The organism is Planococcus chinensis, from assembly GCF_042681545.1.
Lineage (GTDB): Bacteria > Bacillota > Bacilli > Bacillales_A > Planococcaceae > Planococcus > Planococcus chinensis.
Genome location: NZ_JBHUFW010000020.1, coordinates 1 through 17,461, shown reverse-complemented (window position 1 = coordinate 17,461; position 17,461 = coordinate 1). Strand labels below are relative to the sequence as shown.

At 50.4% G+C, this 17,461-nt stretch carries 17 protein-coding genes, 1 tRNA gene, 1 rRNA gene, 1 other RNA gene and 1 other annotated feature; of the genes, 3 read left to right on the top strand and 17 right to left on the bottom strand.

What is annotated here, in order from left to right; genetic code table 11:
- Positions 1–458 precede the first annotated feature (458 nt).
- From ACFSDB_RS17090 to ffs, 5 genes are all read right to left on the bottom strand, one after another.
- Positions 459–671, bottom strand: coding sequence for a YaaL family protein (locus tag ACFSDB_RS17090; RefSeq protein ID WP_204893837.1), 213 nt, complete (start codon positions 669–671; stop codon positions 459–461).
- Between the two features lie 15 nt (positions 672–686).
- Positions 687–1,283 (bottom strand): recombination mediator RecR, encoded by a 597-nt coding sequence (gene recR / locus ACFSDB_RS17085; RefSeq protein WP_204893838.1) that lies wholly within the window; start codon positions 1,281–1,283, stop codon positions 687–689.
- 12 nt (positions 1,284–1,295) lie between these two features.
- The gene (locus ACFSDB_RS17080; RefSeq protein ID WP_204893839.1) at positions 1,296–1,616 is read right to left on the bottom strand and encodes a YbaB/EbfC family nucleoid-associated protein; all 321 of its coding nucleotides are present in this window, start codon (positions 1,614–1,616) and stop codon (positions 1,296–1,298) included.
- A 27-nt stretch (positions 1,617–1,643) separates the two neighbouring features.
- On the bottom strand, positions 1,644–3,377 hold the full coding sequence (gene dnaX, locus ACFSDB_RS17075) for a DNA polymerase III subunit gamma/tau (RefSeq protein ID WP_204893840.1): 1,734 nt from the start codon (positions 3,375–3,377) through the stop codon (positions 1,644–1,646).
- A 188-nt stretch (positions 3,378–3,565) separates the two neighbouring features.
- An RNA gene (gene ffs, locus ACFSDB_RS17070) (signal recognition particle sRNA large type) lies at positions 3,566–3,831 on the bottom strand.
- Between the two features lie 183 nt (positions 3,832–4,014).
- Between ffs and ACFSDB_RS17065 the strand changes: the two genes are divergently transcribed.
- Positions 4,015–4,107: transfer RNA gene (locus ACFSDB_RS17065), tRNA-Ser, on the top strand.
- A 198-nt stretch (positions 4,108–4,305) separates the two neighbouring features.
- Here the strand turns inward: ACFSDB_RS17065 and ACFSDB_RS17060 are convergent.
- The 3 genes from ACFSDB_RS17060 to ACFSDB_RS17050 all read right to left on the bottom strand — a co-directional run bounded on the left by ACFSDB_RS17060 (position 4,306) and on the right by ACFSDB_RS17050 (position 6,566).
- Positions 4,306–4,974, bottom strand: a complete 669-nt coding sequence (locus ACFSDB_RS17060) for a deoxynucleoside kinase (RefSeq protein ID WP_204893841.1) — start codon at positions 4,972–4,974, stop codon at positions 4,306–4,308.
- Positions 4,971–5,609 carry a deoxynucleoside kinase gene (locus ACFSDB_RS17055; protein WP_204893842.1) on the bottom strand — a complete coding sequence of 213 codons (639 nt, stop codon included), beginning with the start codon at positions 5,607–5,609 and terminating at the stop codon, positions 4,971–4,973. The genes ACFSDB_RS17060 and ACFSDB_RS17055 overlap by 4 nt, the downstream gene beginning before the upstream one ends.
- Before the next feature lie 93 nt (positions 5,610–5,702).
- On the bottom strand, positions 5,703–6,566 hold the full coding sequence (locus ACFSDB_RS17050; protein ID WP_204893843.1) for a YitT family protein: 864 nt from the start codon (positions 6,564–6,566) through the stop codon (positions 5,703–5,705).
- Positions 6,567–6,688: 122 nt separating this feature from the next.
- On the opposite strand from ACFSDB_RS17050, the gene tadA reads away from it, so the two are divergent.
- Entirely contained in the window at positions 6,689–7,207 is a 519-nt protein-coding gene (gene tadA / locus ACFSDB_RS17045) for a tRNA adenosine(34) deaminase TadA (RefSeq protein ID WP_204893844.1), read from the top strand.
- Between the two features lie 28 nt (positions 7,208–7,235).
- On the opposite strand, the gene ACFSDB_RS17040 is transcribed toward tadA, so the two are convergent.
- From ACFSDB_RS17040 to pdxS, 5 genes are all read right to left on the bottom strand, one after another.
- Positions 7,236–7,868, bottom strand: coding sequence for a class I SAM-dependent methyltransferase (locus ACFSDB_RS17040; protein ID WP_377340734.1), 633 nt, complete (start codon positions 7,866–7,868; stop codon positions 7,236–7,238).
- Positions 7,869–8,111: 243 nt separating this feature from the next.
- Positions 8,112–8,981, bottom strand: coding sequence for an alpha/beta fold hydrolase (locus tag ACFSDB_RS17035; RefSeq protein WP_204893846.1), 870 nt, complete (start codon positions 8,979–8,981; stop codon positions 8,112–8,114).
- 100 nt (positions 8,982–9,081) lie between these two features.
- Positions 9,082–10,356 (bottom strand): serine--tRNA ligase, encoded by a 1,275-nt coding sequence (serS, locus tag ACFSDB_RS17030; RefSeq protein ID WP_204893847.1) that lies wholly within the window; start codon positions 10,354–10,356, stop codon positions 9,082–9,084.
- A gap of 67 nt (positions 10,357–10,423) precedes the next feature.
- Positions 10,424–10,629, bottom strand: a binding site (T-box leader).
- A gap of 32 nt (positions 10,630–10,661) precedes the next feature.
- Positions 10,662–11,255, bottom strand: coding sequence for a pyridoxal 5'-phosphate synthase glutaminase subunit PdxT (gene pdxT / locus ACFSDB_RS17025; protein WP_204893848.1), 594 nt, complete (start codon positions 11,253–11,255; stop codon positions 10,662–10,664).
- A 3-nt stretch (positions 11,256–11,258) separates the two neighbouring features.
- Positions 11,259–12,143 carry a pyridoxal 5'-phosphate synthase lyase subunit PdxS gene (pdxS, locus tag ACFSDB_RS17020; protein ID WP_204893849.1) on the bottom strand — a complete coding sequence of 295 codons (885 nt, stop codon included), beginning with the start codon at positions 12,141–12,143 and terminating at the stop codon, positions 11,259–11,261.
- Between the two features lie 104 nt (positions 12,144–12,247).
- Between pdxS and pdxR the strand changes: the two genes are divergently transcribed.
- Positions 12,248–13,666 carry a MocR-like pyridoxine biosynthesis transcription factor PdxR gene (gene pdxR / locus ACFSDB_RS17015; RefSeq protein WP_204893850.1) on the top strand — a complete coding sequence of 473 codons (1,419 nt, stop codon included), beginning with the start codon at positions 12,248–12,250 and terminating at the stop codon, positions 13,664–13,666.
- A 17-nt stretch (positions 13,667–13,683) separates the two neighbouring features.
- On the opposite strand, the gene ACFSDB_RS17010 is transcribed toward pdxR, so the two are convergent.
- The 4 genes from ACFSDB_RS17010 to rrf form a co-directional block, all read right to left on the bottom strand.
- A complete protein-coding gene (locus ACFSDB_RS17010; protein WP_377340727.1) occupies positions 13,684–15,024 on the bottom strand; it encodes a serine hydrolase in 1,341 nt (446 codons plus the stop codon).
- Positions 15,025–15,157: 133 nt separating this feature from the next.
- On the bottom strand, positions 15,158–16,624 hold the full coding sequence (gene guaB / locus ACFSDB_RS17005) for an IMP dehydrogenase (protein WP_204893852.1): 1,467 nt from the start codon (positions 16,622–16,624) through the stop codon (positions 15,158–15,160).
- Between the two features lie 104 nt (positions 16,625–16,728).
- Positions 16,729–17,205, bottom strand: a complete 477-nt coding sequence (locus tag ACFSDB_RS17000) for a glutathione peroxidase (RefSeq protein ID WP_204893853.1) — start codon at positions 17,203–17,205, stop codon at positions 16,729–16,731.
- 141 nt (positions 17,206–17,346) lie between these two features.
- A 5S ribosomal RNA gene (rrf, locus tag ACFSDB_RS16995) occupies positions 17,347–17,461 on the bottom strand.

Below are 17,461 nucleotides of genomic sequence, written 5' to 3'. Positions count from 1 at the left end.
ATTTGATTGCTCAAATACTTGCTGGCGTGCCGCCGTCCCGAAGGACGCACGGCTCGCTTTGATCTGCGTGAGCTGATCAGTAATTAAGTCACGAACGCTTTGATGTGGAAGACCTGTGCTCCGATTGCCTTGCGGCCACCTTCGCAAAAGCCGTTCTCGCGCCTTGGCGCTCGTGACGTCTTTCGTTGACGTTTTGCTGTTCAGTTTTCAAGGTTCATGTTGTGCGCCAGTTGTTATTTCGTTATATGCTTTTCTCTTGGCGACTTGTATTATACTATAGCATTATTCTTTAAGAGTCAACACTTTCACGTATCTTTTTCTAAAAAGATATTATTTCAATATCACAATAAAGTTTCTTCTATATAAGCGCATTTTATGGCGCAGGCAATTCCATGGCCGAATCATTGGTTCTCGTGCCAAAAAAAGAAAAAAGGCAGGGCATAAAAAGCCGCTGCCTTTCATTTCATGCTCATCTTTCGAATCCGCGCTTCTTTTAGCAGGAAAAGGTTTTTGCTTTCGCTGATTTTCCTTTCCGCCGCACAAAGCTGGTCGTATTCCACAGACAACTCTTCGAGTGCCTGGGCTTTCTCCCATTCCTGCTTTGTCTCCAGAAACTGGCGGATCAATTGCACATCAAATTCTCTTTTTAATTTCCCTCTTTTTGAAAACACTTGTCTTTCTCCTCTTTACAGCTCGCGCCGGCCTTCCATCGCTTTGGACAACGTCACTTCGTCTGCATACTCGAGGTCTCCCCCAACCGGGAGGCCATGAGCGATGCGGGTGGTCCGGATGCCCGACGGTCTGACAAGGCGCGAAATATACATGGCGGTCGCTTCCCCTTCGACGGTCGGGTTGGTCGCCAGGATCAACTCTTTCACTTCTTCGTCCTGCAGGCGCTTCAACAACGACGGTACGTTAATGTCTTCTGGACCGATGCCGTCCATCGGAGAAATCGCCCCTTGCAGCACATGGTACAAACCCGTGTAGTCGCGCATCTTCTCCATCGCAATAACATCTTTCGGATCCTGGACTACACAGATCGTCGAACGGTCGCGCTGCGGATCTTGGCAGATATGGCACGGATCGATATCCGTGATATGTCCGCAAATCGAGCAGAAGCTCAAGTTCCGTTTCGCATCCACCAAAGCTTTCGCAAAATCAAGGACCGTATCTTCCTTCATTCCGAGCACAAAAAATGCCAGCCGGGCCGCTGTCTTTGGCCCGATTCCTGGCAACTTCATAAAACTCTCCATCAATTTGGTAATGGGTTCAGGGTAATGCATTGTATATACCTCCTAGAACATGCCAGGAATGTTTAAGCCCTTAGTGAATTTCCCCATTGTGGAATTCGCATGTTCATCCGCTTTTTTAAACGCTTCGTTTGTGGCGACAATCAATAGATCTTGAAGCATTTCAACATCTTCCGGGTCAACAACAGAAGGGTCCAATACCACGTCTTTCACTTCTTTATGTCCCGTGACAGTGACTTTGACCATTCCGCCGCCGGCTGTCCCGTCAAAAGTCAATGTCCCTAGCTCTTCTTGAGCCTCAGCCATTTGTTTTTGCATTTTCTGCATTTGTTTCATCATGCCTTGCATATTTCCCCCACCGCGCATAATTGTTTCCTCCTTCAGGTTATGTGATTAGTCATCATGGATTTCGACAAAATCTTTGCCGAACAGCCGCTCCGCTTCAGCGATGAACGGATCTTCCTCCGCCGCTGTGCCTTCAGCTGAAAATGGATGTTCGTCTTCAGAGTCCGGCTGCTTTTCTTCCGCTCCCGCTTTCAATCCGTTGCTTCTGATGAACTCTTCCCGGATCTTCAGCCAGCTTTCATCCGGCACGAAAATCGGCATGTAGGCCTTGCCGGTATACTGCTCGAGGAGCTGGCTGAATGTAGCGGCAAACGTCTGGTTATCGGCAGCCATCTGACAATGAATATCATACTTGAATTTTAACACAAAAGCATCTGTAGAAGCCGCTACCGGCTCTGCTTCGTTCAATAAAGCCGCATGCGATTTCTGCAGTTGGCCCATGACGGCCGCCCAGTTGGTTTTGATCGCCTGAATATCCGGCTTGGTCGCATTGCTCAGGACGTCCTGTATGCGCACAACCGGCACTTTATAGCTGCTTTGTGAGCGCTGGCGCCGCTTCGGTTCTGCCGCAGCTGCCGGAGCCTGGCCTTCGCCGTTTTTCAATTGCTGTTGAAGCTGGATGATCAATTGCTCGAGATGGTTCACTTTCGCTTCCAGCTCCGGTGATGCAGAAGCGGATGAAGACACCGCAACCGGCGCATCCGCCTGAACCATTCTCAGCAAGGCGGTTTCCAGGTAGATTTTCGTATGGTTCGAAAACCGCATTTCCTGCTGCGTCTTTGTCAGCACGTCAATCCAGGAATAGAGCGTTGCCGGATCGAATTGCTTCGCCAATTGCTCGAACCGTTCTTCATGCGCTGCAAGTTCCAGCATATCGTGGAGGTCAGGCGCCGTTTGAATCAGCAGCAAGTCGCGGAAGAAGGTAATGAAATCTTCCACCAGCCGGACCGGGTCTTTCCCGTCGCGCACCAATTGTTCCAAAAGGGTCAAGGCTTGGCCAATATCCTTTGCCAGCAGAGCTTCTGCAATGGCGTAGAACATATCCTGGCTGATGGACCCCGTGACAAGCAGGGCATCTTCAACAGTCATCTGGTCTCCGCTGAAAGAAACCACCTGATCGAGCAGGCTCAGCGCATCGCGCATGCCGCCGGCTGCCGCTTGGGCAATAATTTTCAATACATGTTCGTCGTAGGGAATATCCGCGTCCGTCAGCACTTCAATCATGCGTTCAACGATGTCCGCTTGCGTGAGCCGCTTGAAATCAAACCGCTGGCAGCGTGAAATGATGGTCAACGGCAGCTTATGCGGTTCGGTTGTCGCCAAGATGAACACCACATGTTCCGGGGGTTCTTCCAGCGTTTTCAGCAAAGCATTGAATGCGCTGTTGGAAAGCATATGGACTTCATCAATGATATAGATCTTAAAACGGGAATTCGCAGGAGCAAACCGGACTTTTTCAATGATCTCACGCATTTCTTCAACGCGTGAATTCGAAGCGGCATCGAATTCGATGACGTCCGTATTCGACCCTTCCGTAATGCTTAGGCAAGAAGCGCATTCATTGCACGGTTCCGCCACTGGCGCCCGCTTGCAGTTGAGGGCTTTCGCAAAAATCTTGGCCGCACTGGTCTTTCCTGTGCCCCGCGGTCCTGAGAACAAATAAGCATGGGTGGTCTTATTGTAGAGGAGAGCATTTTGAAGGGTTTGTTTGATATGCGACTGGCCGGACATCTCAGAAAAGGACTGCGGCCGGTACACACGATAAAAAGCTTGATACGCCAACGTTATTCTCCCCTTTTGTAGTAAGTGTTTTCCGTCTCTCCATTATACCATAAATACAGGGTCCCCCTGAATGATTTCCCCTGAAAAACACAGCGCTTTTCGGGACGACTGAAGGGCTCCAAAGCTGAATATAAACAACAAAAAACCTGCCCGCATAAATGCGGACAGGCCTAAAGTTAAAGTTAATGCCGTGCACCTTTCTTTGACTGCTGTACACAAGCGTTACCCTTGTCGTTAGCTCGATCTAGGCAACCCCGCGGCACATGAAAAGATCCACTTAATGCTGCTTCCTTCCGGACCTGACATGGTTCATGGGTTTCCATTGCGCAGGACCCAAATGTCAACACTACGTGCAAGAGGCAGACCCTGCATACAAACAGCCTAGGAAAGGAATTCAGTCCTGCTGAAGCGGATTGCAGGTTACAGGACACCGCTATCTTCCCACCTAGCACGGCATTTATTAGTATACGGAGTATCCGGGGAAAAATCAATCATAAGCATTTGATATAGTGAATTGAAGCGTGAACTGCCTGCCAGAGGGGCTTGGCAACAGCTTTCCCGAAATTCTTCAGAAAAAAATCAGCGAAAGTGTTGACACCCATATTACGTTCATGATAAATTAATTCTTGTCTGATACGGAGGAATACCCAAGTTTGGCTGAAGGGATCGGTCTTGAAAACCGACAGGGGAGTCAAATCCCGCGGGGGTTCGAATCCCTCTTCCTCCTCCATTTTTTGAATTTACGCGCATATAAATTCGAGATTGGATTCGTTACGAAAGTAACGAATTTTTCTTAAAGTTTATATGTCTGAACATTTTTAATACATAGTGAAAACAGGCAGCCCTCGGCTGCCTGTTTTTTTGTTGTTATCTCCTTTTATTTCCCGGGAAATAAAAACCCCGGACAGCTGAATGTCCGGGGGTTTGGTTATCTTTTTAAAACGGCTGTCTGCTGGAGGAAGTTGCCGATCCGCTCCACGATACGTTCGGTGCAGTCCGGATCGTTCATCAAATCATAATCGTTGATGTTCAGGCGCAGCACGGGGCAACCGTTGAACGAATTGATCCATTTTTCGTAGCGTCCGTGCATTTCCACCCAATATTCCACTGGCGTCTGCTGTTCCATCGTGCGCCCGCGTTCATGGATGCGGCCAATGATGTCATCAAGCGACCCTTCCAGGTAAATCAGCAGATCCGGATGCGGGAAGTAAGGCGTCATGACCATCGCTTCGAAAAGATTCGTATACGTTTCGTAGTCGACCGCGTTCATCGTGCCTTTTTCCTGGTGCATCTTTGCGAAAATGCCTGTATCTTCGTAAATCGAACGGTCCTGGACAAAGCCGCCGCCGTATTCGAACATGCGCTTCTGCTCCTTGAAGCGTTCGGCCAAAAAATAGATCTGGAGATGAAAGCTCCACTTTTCGAAATCATCATAGAATAAATCCAGATATGGATTGGTGTCGACTTTCTCAAACGAAGTGCGGAATTGCAGCGCTTCAGCGAGCGCTTTGGTCATCGTCGATTTTCCGACTCCGACAGTTCCGGCAATGGTGATGACTGCATCTGACGGAATGTCGTATTTTTCACGTAAGTTCATACTGATAGGCTCCTTTGTTGTAAAACTTGATCCACTTTTTGCAAAATAAGCTCTAAGTCGTCGGCATTCTGGACAAAATCGATTTCGTCCCCGTTAATGCGGAGCACCGGAATCTCCGGATGCTCCCGCTCAAACCGTTCGATGAATTCATGGTAATCGGCAGCGAGCTGCTCCATGTATTCCGGCGCGATCATCTGCTCGAATTCGCGTCCGCGCATTTTGATGCGGGCCATCAGCGTATCCAGGCTCGCATGCAAGTACACGACCATATTCGGCGTCGGCATATCTGCCGTCAGAATTTTATAAATGGATTCATATTTTATATATTCGCTGCCCGGCAATGTGCGCTTGGCAAAAATCAGGTTCTTGAAAATGTGGTAATCGGCCACGACAGATTCACGATTTGAGATGAATTTCTTCTCGATATCGGCAAGCTGCTTGTAGCGGTTGCACAGGAAGAACATTTCCGTCTGGAAACTCCATTCTTCGATGTCTTCGTAAAATTTATTGAGAAACGGGTTCTCATCAACAATTTCCTTTAGCATCTGAAATTGGTATTGTTCAGCAATCGCTTTTGTCAGTGACGTTTTGCCAACGCCAATCGGACCTTCTACGGTGATAAATGGCACCGGCATGGGAAGTTCCCCTCTTTCTGTTCAAGTGTTGTACAGTGCCCTTAATTTTACCATAGACTCCCCAGTAAAAATACAAGAAAAAACACCCATCCGTCAATGGATCGGTGCTTTGAATGTACCGCCGTGCACTTCCTGGGTAGCCATGATTGTCAGGAATGCCTTCGGGTCGATGTCCGAAACAATCTGCTTCAGTTTCGTCAGCTCAAGGCGGGTGACGACCACATAAATGACGTCTTTCGGCGTTTCCTTGAAGCCGCCTTTGCCGTGCAATTTGGTGACGCTTCTGCCGAGCCGGGAATTGATGGCATCCCCGAGCTCGTCATATGCATCGGAAACGATGATGACGGACTTCGTATCGTCGAGCCCCTGGATGACCGTATCAATTGTCTTGGATGCGATGTAATACGTCAGGATCGAGTACATCGCCTGCTCCCAGCCGAGCACGAAGCCGGCCCAGGTGAAGATGAAGACATTGGCGAACATGACAAATTCACCGACGGAAAACGGCAGCTTGCGCGTCAGCAGAATTCCCAGGATCTCCGTGCCGTCGAGCGCGCCGCCGTTCCGGATAACAAGGCCGACGCCCGCACCGAGGAGCATGCCGCCAAAAACGGTCGCAAGCAAGGGATCTTCGACGAATCCCGGAATCGGATGCAGCGGAAATTCAATGATTGCCAGCGCTACAATGGCGAAGATTGAAGAAATGAAGAAGCTTCTGCCGATGTGCTTGTAGCCGAAAAACAGGAACGGCAAGTTGATGAACACCAGCAAAATGCCGAACGGCACCGGCGATAAATAATCCAGGATCAATGAAATGCCGATAATGCCGCCATCAATGATGGCATTCGGCACGAGGAAGAGCTCGATTGAAACAGCGGCCATCGTGGCGCCGATCAAGATGAAGACCAGACGCCGAAGCATATGCCCCAATGTCTCTTTTTTATGTTCTTTGACCATCCAATCGCTCCCCGGCTATGTATCGTATGCGTTAATTTTACGCCTTTTCTTTCCTTTTGTCTTTGCCCTGCTGTAATATTCCCGGCTGGGATGCTACACTTTCCTTTAAGGAGCGATGAATCATGAACGGTATGGAACAAGACCATTATTACATGCAAATGGCGATTGAAGAAGCGGAGAAAGCCGCCGCAAAAGGTGAAGTGCCGATCGGCGCCGTAGTTGTCCATCAGGGCGAAGTCATTGCGCGGGCCCATAATTTGCGGGAGACTACCCGGAATGCGGTGACCCATGCCGAACTCCTGGCCATCCAAGAAGCCTGCCAGAAGCTCGGCAATTGGCGCCTGGAAGAAACCATCCTTTACGTAACGTTAGAGCCTTGTCCGATGTGTGCAGGCGCCATCCTGCAGGCGCGAGTGCCGCGCGTTGTCTACGGCGCACGCGATGCCAAGGCCGGCGCTGTCGATTCACTGTACCGGCTGTTGAACGACGAACGGTTCAACCATCAATGCGAAGTGACGGAAAACGTAATGGCGGAAGAATGCGGCGGGCTTCTCACCCGGTTTTTCCGTACACTCCGTGAAAACAAAAAGAAGCAAAAGCAGGCGGCTATGGCTGAGAACACCCAGGACAATCAAGAATGAACGACCGGGCGCCACGCCTCCAAAAAGCTCAGAGAGTAGCACTCTGAGCTTTTGCTGTTTCATGAACCGCCCCAATCGGCATTTTCTTAATGATAATCTTTCGATACATTCCGCCGAATATGAGTCCAGCGTCCTCTTCTATGGCTCCAAGCTCTTTGTACTTTTCGTACATTTTTTCAAAATCGAGGCCAATATCAGTTCCTAACAATTTGATCAGCGGCCTGGCTGCTTTTTGCAGCGGCGAAAGCCCTTTGTTTTTTGGGGCAAATTTGTCAAAGATGATCATTTCCCCGCCGGGCTTTAATACTCTTAGCATTTCATTCAAGCATTTCCCCGCATCTGGAACAACTGACAAAACAAGGCTTCCGATAACGGCATCGAAATGGTCGTCCGGAAAATGCATGTTTTGGGCGTCCATCTTTATAAATCGGATAGAGGAACCTTTGAATTTCCCTCTTGCTTTGCGCAGCATATCCTCCGAATAGTCTATCGACGTCACCTCTAGTTTTTCATGGTCGATCCGCTCCAAATCCGCACCGGTTCCTACTCCGACAACTAGGATCTTCTGGTTTTCAGCAAAGCCGGCTTTGCTGAAAATCTCCTTTCGTGCGCTGAGGAAGCGGCCCGAGTTAAAGAATTTATCGTACACAGGAGACCACATCTTGTAGATCACCCTATTCCACCGGTTGTTCATTATTAACCCGCCCCCTTTTAGCTGATATGTACAGTCAATTCGCAGTTTCTCTTTATTAGTATTCGAACTTGGACGTCCTATTCCTCTTTTCAGTTTTCGATCGCCTGACGCCAGAAAAGCGCACACACCAAAACCCGGGTCCAAACCAGTAAAGGTTTTGTGCCCGGGTATCTGCTGAAACCATTGTTTCTTCCTGTTAGCCCTGTTGCGTCACAGGACGTCCGCTTTTTCTTCGTTTATAAACCGGTCAATCAACATGTTCAGGATATGGGCCTGCTCATGATGGACCCAATGGGTCGCTTCTCCGACGAATACCAGCTCGCCGTCCTCGCAGAAATTCATGCTTTCCTTCGCCAGCATCGGAGACAGGAACTGGTCGCCGATTCCCCAGATCAGGCGCACGGGAACGGTGATTTTCCGGTCCGGCGTCTGGTGCATGCTGCCTTGCAGGAGTGCGCGGTACCAATTCAGCATTCCCGTCAAAGCACCCGGCTGTGCCCACGCTTCTTTGTACAGCTCGAGCTCTTCATCGGAGAACGTGCCGGGCCGGCTCGTAGATACCAAACTGCCGACCATCGTCTTGAAGTAATCCGCAGCCATCGCTTTTTCCGGCAACTCCGGAATCTGGAAAAATGCCATGTAGGAGCTTTTCACCCATTGCAGCGGATTTTTCGCCATGACGCGCGGCATCGCCTTTGGATGCGGGATATTGACCGCAATGAGCAGTTCCACAAGATCCGGTTCCGTCGCCGCCAGATGCCAGGCGACCGCTCCGCCCCAGTCGTGGCCGACGACAATGGCACGTTCCCTGCCAAAATGGCGGATCACTCCCGCTACGTCATCCCTTAATATGTCGAGCGTATACTGCCCGATCCCTTCCGGCTTATCGCTCAAATTATAGCCGCGCAGATCCGGTGCCACCACCCGGTAGCCCTTTTCCGCAAGCGGGCCGATCTGGTGGATCCAGCCGTACCAAAACTCCGGAAACCCGTGCAGCAGCACAACCAGCTGTCCGTCTTCCGGGCCTTCAGCTACCGCGTGCAGGCGGATGCCATTCGTGTCGATAGATAGATGTTCCATTCAAACACTCCTCTCGATTCGCATATCTCCTCTTCTTTTACCCGCTTTACAGAAAACTAAAAAATCCTGAAAGCGATTTGCTTCCAGGATTCCTTTTGAATTATTTGATGATTTCTTTTCCGCCCATGTACGGACGCAGCACTTCCGGAATCAGAATCGTTCCGTCTTCCTGCTGGCAGTTTTCAAGCAATGCCGCGACTGTACGGCCGACCGCGAGCCCGCTGCCGTTCAATGTATGGACGAATTCCGGCTTGCCGTTCGCTTCACGGCGGAATTTGATATTCGCCCGGCGCGCCTGGAAGTCCTCAAAGTTACTGCATGAAGAAATCTCGCGGTACATTTCCTGGCTCGGAATCCACACTTCGATATCGTATTTCTTCGCTGCAGTGAATCCGAGGTCTGCTGTGCACATTTTCAGGACGCGGTAAGGAAGCCCCAACAGCTGGAGCACTTTCTCCGCGTGGCCCGTCAATTTCTCCAATTCATCATAAGACTCTTCCGGCTTCACAAAGCGCACCAGCTCGACTTTATTGAATTGGTGCTGTCGGATCAACCCGCGCGTGTCACGCCCCGCAGAACCCGCTTCAGAGCGGAAATTCGCGCTGTACGAAGCGAAGGCCTGAGGAAGCATCTCAGCAGACAGGATTTCATCGCGGTAGAAGTTCGTCACCGGAACTTCAGAAGTCGGGATCAGGAAATAATCCTCTTTTTCAATGAGAAAGGCATCTTCCTCGAATTTCGGAAGCTGGCCGGTTCCGGTCAAGCTTTCGCGGTTGACCATATACGGCGGCAGCATTTCCTCATAGCCGTGCTCTTCCTGATGCAAATCCATCATGAAGTTGATGAGTGCGCGCTCCAGGCGTGCACCAAGCCCGCGGTAGAAGACGAAACGGCTTCCCGTCACTTTGGCGGCACGCTCAAAATCGATGATATTCAAGTCGGTTCCGAGGTCCCAATGCGGCTTCGGCTCAAAACCGAATTCCGGCTTGTCGCCCCATGTGCGGATTTCCACATTGTCATCTTCAGAATCGCCGACCGGCACGCTGTCGTGCGGGATGTTCGGCACGCGCATCATGATAAAGTTCAGGCGTTCTTCCACTTCGCGCAGTTCATCGTCGATCGCTTTGATGCCTTCGCCGACTTCACGCATCTTCGCAATCGCTTCGTCCGCATTTTCTTTGTTGCGCTTCATGATGGCAATGTTCTGGGACGCTTCGTTGCGCTCAGCTTTTAGCTTCTCTGTCTTGGCAATCAATTCCCGGCGTTTCACGTCAAGGCCTTCAAACTCATCGAGTACGGAAATATCTTCTCCGCGTTTCGCAAGCTTCGTTTTCACTTCTTCAAAATTGGCCCGTACAAATTTAATGTCTAACATCCTGATTCCTCCTCTAAATATGGTCGCTGATGTAAAAAAGACAACAAAAATAGCCCCCATCCCTTGGTAAAGGGACGAGAGCTACCCGCGTTGCCACCCTGATTGATCGGCCAAAGCCAATCCTCTTCATCACATAACGGCATCAAAACCGGCAATGGCTTGTTCGCCATGCAACTCCGGGGTGGATTCACACGCGTTTTTCACCGGTTCGCACCAACCACCGGCTCTCTTTGGAAAAACAGACGTCCTACTAGTTCCCATCAACGTTTCTACTTTTAAATTAACCATACTTTACTATATATCAGTTAATTTGGCAAGAGCGCTTCATTCGTGCTTGGGATCATGCCGATAAAGTATTCGGTGATGCGGTGGTCATCTGTCAGCTCCGGATGGAACGAGCAGCCGAGGAAAGGGCCGCTCCTCGCCATGACGATCCTTCCATCATGCTCACAAAGCACTTCCGCCGACGATCCGGCAGAAACGATATGCGGCGCACGGATAAACACGGCGTTAAACGGTGCATCCAGCCCTTGGACCGTCAAGTCCGCTTCAAAGCTGTCCACTTGGCGGCCGAACGAATTGCGTTCCACCACGACGTCCATGACACCCAAATGCGGTTCGTCGTATCCAACTACTTCTTTTGCCAGCAAGATCAATCCGGCGCATGTGCCAAACATCGGTTTGCCGGTCTTGGCAAATTCACGCAGCGGCTCCATCAAGCCGTAGCGGTCGATCAAACGGCGCATCGTCGTACTTTCGCCGCCCGGCAGGATCAGCGCGTCCAATCCATCCAGGTCAGCAGGCCATTTCACCAGCACCGCTTCCGCGCCGCAAGCCCCGATCGATTTCACATGTTCACGGACGGCGCCTTGCAGCGCCAATACCCCGATTCGCTTCATGATTCACCAGCCCCGTTCCTGCATGCGTTCCCCGGCTGCAATCGTGGAGATCTCGATGCCTTTCATGGCGATGCCGAGATCTTTCGACAGTTCGGCGATCAATTTGTAATCCTGGTAATGCGTCGTAGCTTCCACAATGGCACGCGCGAACCGTTCCGGATTGTCCGATTTGAAGATGCCGGAACCGACGAAAACGCCGTCTGCGCCCAATTCCATCATCAGCGCCGCGTCCGCTGGCGTTGCGACACCGCCGGCTGCAAAATTGACGACCGGCAAGCGGCCCAAGCTTTTCACTTCTTTCAGGAATTCGTAGGATGCACCCAGCTTGCGGGCTTCCGTCATCAATTCGTCTTCACCCATCGCCACGACTTTACGCACTTCCGCATTCACCTGGCGCAGATGGCGCACGGCCTCGACGATATTGCCCGTTCCCGGTTCCCCTTTTGTGCGGAGCATTGAAGCCCCTTCGCCGATGCGGCGCGCCGCTTCCCCTAAATTGCGGCATCCGCAGACGAACGGCACGGTATACATCGTCTTCAGTAAATGGAATTCTTCATCCGCCGGCGTCAGAACTTCGCTTTCATCGATGTAATCGACGCCCATCGCCTCTAGGACGCGCGCTTCTACGATATGCCCGATGCGTGCTTTCGCCATCACTGGAATCGATACGGCGTTCATGACTTCTTCTGTGATACGCGGATCCGCCATCCGGGCGACACCGCCGTCTCTGCGGATGTCCGACGGGACGCGTTCAAGCGCCATGACTGCTGTCGCGCCTGCAGCTTCTGCGATGCGCGCCTGTTCCGCGTTGACCACATCCATTATCACGCCGCCTTTTTGCATTTCTGCCATTCCTCTTTTTACGCGATTTGTACCGTGTTGATCCATTATAAATTCCCCCTATCGAGTGATAAATTAAGTATAATAGGTATTGACCATATAAAAAGAATCAGTTTTACTATTTTTAACCATACCAGTTAGGAGGAAGAAGAATGGACATGCTCATGTTTCAGCTGGACCGCCGGAATTCCGTCCCACTCTATAACCAGCTGTACCAGGAAATCAAGGAAGCGATTGCGGCCGGCAAAATCCCGGTCGGCACAAAACTTCCCAGCAAGCGGAAGCTCGCCGATTTTCTGGCGATCAGCCAGACAACCGTGGAATTGGCGTATAGCCAGCTTGTCGCAGAAGGGTTTATTGAAGCGAGGGAACGCAAAGGGTTCTTCGCCTTGCCGGTCGAGGAGCTCGCGTATTTGGATGTGCCGCATGAGGAACCGGCAGCACCGGGCGAACGGTTCGAATACCGCTATGACTTCAATCCTGCCAAAATCGATACCCGTTCCTTCCCTTTTTCGACATGGCGGAAAGTAGCGAAAGAAGTCATGGACGAGATGAACCACCATTTGCTCCTGTCGGGACATCCTCAAGGAGACGAAGCGCTGCGCCAGGAGATCTCCCGCTATTTGTTCCAATCGCGCGGTGTGGTCTGCGACGTGGACCAGATCATCATCGGTTCCGGTACAGAACAGCTGATGCCCTTATTGATCCGCCTGCTTGATAAAGGGGTGCTGTTCGGCTTTGAGAATCCCGGCTACGCCCTGACACACAGCATTTTCGAGCATTATGACCGGAAAGCGGTCCCCATCGCCGTCGAAGAGGATGGCATCAGCGTCCACAGCCTGGAAGTGCGGGGCGTTGATATTGCCTATGTGACCCCTTCGCACCAGTTTCCCACCGGCACGGTGATGGGTGCCACGAAACGAGCACAATTGCTCAACTGGGCAGCTTCCAAGCCGGAACGCTATATCATCGAAGACGATTATGACAGCGAATTCCGCTATACCAGCCGGCCGATTCCGGCGCTGCAAAGCATGGACCGGAGCGGGCGGGTGATTTACTTGAGCACGTTCTCGAAGTCGCTCATGCCATCACTGCGAATCGCCTATATGGTGCTGCCGAAACGGCTGCTGCGCTCTTATCAGCAGACGTTCCTGCATTACTCCTCTTCCGTTCCGCGGATGGATCAGCAGCTCGTCGCAGATTTTATGAAACAAGGCCATTTTTCGCGCCATTTGAACCGCATGCGCAAACTCTACAAGAAAAAACTTGAACAGCTGACGGCTGCGCTGCGTCCCTTCGCCCCAACTGTCAAAGTATCGGGAGAACAGGCGGGCATGCATATCGTCCTCACGGTCCAGACTGTGTTTTCCGAAGAGCAATTGGTGGAGCGGGCAAAAGCGGCGAAAATCCGGGTATTCGGCATCGGCTCCTACGACGTGGAACAAAAAACCGTTGTTCCGCCCCAGATTGTGCTGGGATTCGGCGGTTTAACCGCGGAGGACATCGAAAAAGGCATCCCGGAACTCATGCGCTCTTGGGATATTCCCATCAAAAAAGCAGGCCATCAATGATGGCCTGCCGTTTTTTTTTAGAATAACCCTTTTATAAAATCAAGTGCACCTGTCCACAGCGTTCCAAAGAAGCTTCCGACCGCTTGCATCGACAAGGAGAACCAGTTTGCGCGTTCGACTTTCTCAGTCGTCACGACTTCTGAAGCACCGGACTTCTCATCAAGGAAACCGTAATCTTCGCCTTCTTTTTTCGCCACTTTCACTGTGCCGACCACTTTGCCTTCATCGATTGCCGCTTCGATTTCCCCGTCAGCCAATAAAGAGTCGTCCAATACCAATTCTGGCTGGTAGGCGTCCTTATCGCTTGTGCGGATCATCATCTTAATCGGTTCTTTCACAGCAATGTTGACTTCATCTTCTTTGCCTTTTGTTACCGGCAAGGATTTCTGCCCTTTGAATTGGTAGCCGGCAGGAACGATTTCCTCAGTCGAGAACTGGCTGAAGCCGAAATCGAACAAGGCGCGCGTTGCATCAAAACGGGCTTTATAAGAGCCTACGCCCTTATCATCCACCGCTTTCATAACTACAGCGATCAAACGTGTATCGCCGCGCTTTGCCGTTCCGGTAAAGCTGTGCCCGGCAAAATCAGTTGTTCCGGTTTTCAGGCCGTCTACACCGTCATAAGCATGCAGCATGCCCGGGAGCATCGTGTTCCAGTTTTCCATATTCGTCGCATCGTCTGTTCCTTCACGGAAGACTTTATTCGGGATTTTTGTCGTTTCCAACACTTCCGGATAGTCGTCCAAGAGGATTTTAGCCAATTTAGCTACGGAAGTCGCCGACATGACGTTCTCATCGGTTGCTCCGGTACCTTTCGGGTGCATGCCCATCAAATGACCGTTGTTCAAACCGGTTGAATTGACGAATTTAGCATCGTTCAATCCGAATTCTTTCGCTTTTTCATTCATCAGACGGACAAATTCCTCTTCCGTTCCTGCAATGGTTTCAGCGATTCCGATTGTTGCAGCATTGGCCGAGTAAATCGCCATCGCTTCATAAAGCTCTTTGATCGTGTATCGTTCTTCCGCGCGCAATGGCACGTTGCTCAAACGCATATCCTGAGAGATTTTATATGTATAATCGGTTACCAAGTATTCCTGGTCCCAAGTTACACGCCCTTCTTCGATTGCTTCGAACAATAGATACTCCGTCATCATCTTGGTCATGCTGGCGATCCCAAGAGAAGCATCAGCATTTTGTGCGTAAAGTATTTTTCCAGAGTCGGCATCTACCAATATTGCAGCATCTGCCATTATATTCAATGAATCCGCCGCTTTTGTTTGCTGCGGAATGATAATAGTCAGTAATAGGACAGCCATTACAGTCAGCAACATAGTTGTTTGTAAAACATTTTTCACGTGTATAAATACCTCCATCTATAAGTTTCCACATGCTATTCTATCATATTATACAGGTCCTGAAAGAAAAACATGTAAAAAGCACCCTTTCCGCCATGTTAAAGGCAGATAAGGGTGCCAAAAGATACACCAATCATGAAATTGAGTAGTTAGGCGATTCTTTCGTAATTTGCACATCGTGCGGATGGCTCTCACGCAGGCCGGCGCCTGTCATTTTAATGAACTGTGCATCTTCGCGCAGCGCTTGAAGATCCTTCGTTCCGCAATAGCCCATGCCGGCACGGATGCCGCCGAGCAATTGATGGATGGTATCAGCCAACGGGCCTTTGTATGGCAAGCGGCCTTCAATGCCTTCAGGCACCAGTTTCTTCGCATCGTCCTGGAAGTAGCGGTCTTTTGACCCTTTCTCCATAGAAGCGATCGAACCCATTCCGCGATACGTTTTAAAGCGGCGGCCTTGGAAGATTTCCGTTTCGCCTGGGCTTTCAGTCGTTCCTGCCAGCAAACTGCCTAGCATAACCACGTGTCCGCCTGCAGCAAGCGCCTTGATGATATCGCCGGAGAACTTGATCCCGCCGTCGGCGATGATGCTCTTGCCGTATTTCCGTGCTTCAGTCGCACAGTCATAGACTGCCGTGATTTGCGGTACGCCGACCCCTGCAATGACGCGTGTCGTACAAATCGAACCTGGGCCGATCCCTACTTTAACAACGTCAGCACCGGCTTCGATCAATGCCCGTGTGCCTTCTGCAGTGGCAACGTTTCCGGCAATGATGACCAGTTCCGGATAAGTGGCGCGAATCTGGGCTACCATGTCCATGACGCCTTTTGAATGGCCGTGTGCCGTATCAAGAACGATGACGTCCACATGCGCTTTTACCAATTTCTCTACGCGGAGCATCGTATCAGAAGTGACCCCGACGGCTGCGCCTACAAGCAAGCGGCCATGGGCATCTTTCGCGCCGTTTGGAAACTCGATCACTTTTTCGATGTCTTTGATGGTGATCAGCCCTTTTAGCGTTCCTTCATCGTCGACAATCGGCAATTTCTCAATCTTGTATTGCTGCAAAATCTTTTCTGCCTCTTCAAGAGTGGTTCCGACGGCTGCCGTCACCAATTTCTCTTTCGTCATGACATCATCGATTTTCAATGAGTAGTCTTGGATAAAGCGCAAATCGCGGTTTGTAATAATCCCTACAAGTTTCTGCTCTTCCATATTGTTGACGATCGGCACTCCGGAAATGCGGTATTTGCCCATCAAATGTTCTGCATCGTATACCTGATGTTCAGGAGTCAGGAAAAACGGATCTGTAATAACGCCGTTCTCAGACCGTTTAACAGTCGTCACTTGCTCCGCCTGCTCTTCAATGCTCATATTTTTATGGATGATTCCGAGGCCGCCTTGGCGTGCCATCGCAATGGCCATTTTCGATTCTGTCACCGTATCCATGCCCGCACTAATGATAGGAATATTTAATTTAATCGTTGGCGTCAATTCGACTGACAAACTTACGTCCTTTGGCAACACTTCAGACTGAGCTGGTACAAGCAACACATCATCAAACGTCAAACCTTCTTTTGCAAATTTCGATTCCCACATAATAGAGGCTCCTCCTGCTTCCTTTTGAATATTATTGTAAGGTTATCAGCGGCGGTATGCAGTGTCAAGAAAACAGGAAGAAGAAAAACTATTCCGAATAATCGTTACAGCAGCTTTTTCACATCTTCTTCCATATTGCTTGGAGGAGTCTGCGGAGCGAAGCGTTTAACGACATTGCCATCCCGGTCGACCAGGAATTTCGTGAAATTCCATTTGATTGCTTCCGTCAACATCCCCTTCTGCTGGGAAGTCAGGTAGCGGAATAAAGGATCGGCGTGGTCGCCCTTGACGTCCACTTTTGCGTAAACCGGAAAGGTCACCCCGTAGTTCACTTGGCAGAATTCCATGATTTCTTCCTGGCTGTCGAATTCCTGGTCATTAAACTGGCCGCAAGGAAAGCCGAGAATCTCGAGTCCCTGGTCCTTATACTTTTCATAGAGTTTCTCCAATCCTTCAAACTGAGGGGTAAACCCGCATTTGCTTGCTGTATTGACGATAACCAATGGACGCCCTTTATATTTTTCAAGCGTTTCTTGTTCGCCATTCGCTTTTTTTACTTCAAAGTCATAGATCGAAGCCATTGGGGACTCATCCTTTCATTTTTCTTCAACATTATAATGCAGCCGTCTAATATACAAGGAATTTGACTGCAGGCCATAGAAAGGAAGGAATTTTTGAAACACAAAAAAGCCGCTACCTTTTCAGGTAACGGCTTTCGATGTGCCCAGCGGCGTCCTACTCTCACAGGGGGAACCCCCCAACTACCATCGGCGCAAAAGAGCTTAACTTCCGTGTTCGGGATGGGAACGGGTGTGGCCTCTTTGCCATCGTCACTGG